General features: G+C 48.8%; 1 pseudogene. It reads left to right on the top strand.

The window, feature by feature from the left end:
• A pseudogene (locus H3O04_RS35735) lies at positions 1-416 on the top strand (lysozyme); the annotation flags it as partial.

Here is a 416-nt window from a genome sequence, read left to right as displayed (position 1 = left end):
TGGAAGCCGTTAGGTAAGACTCAGAGCTATAGCAACGAAGAGCTGAATAATGCGCCGCAGTTTAATCCAGAAACGCTTTATGCCAGTGATACGCTGATTCGCTTTAACGGTGAGAACTACATTTCTCAGAGTAAAGTGCAGAAAGTTTCTCCTTCTGACAGCAACCCGTGGCGTGTTTTTGTTGACTGGACCGGAACCAAAGAGCGCGTAGGTACGCCGAAGAAAGCGTGGCCGAAACACGTTTATGCACCGTATGTCGACTTTACGCTGAATACGATCCCGGATTTGGCTGCGCTGGCTAAGAATCATAACGTCAACCACTTCACGCTGGCGTTTGTGGTGAGTAAAGATGCGAACACCTGTCTACCGACATGGGGTACCGCTTACGGTATGCAGAATTACGCTCAGTACAGCAA

The organism is Burkholderia sp. KCJ3K979 (assembly GCF_016759955.1).
GTDB classification, from domain to species: domain Bacteria; phylum Pseudomonadota; class Gammaproteobacteria; order Burkholderiales; family Burkholderiaceae; genus Burkholderia; species Burkholderia orbicola.
The sequence above is the reverse complement of the archived record's forward strand: the minus strand, read 5'-3'. Positions and strand labels throughout refer to the sequence as shown.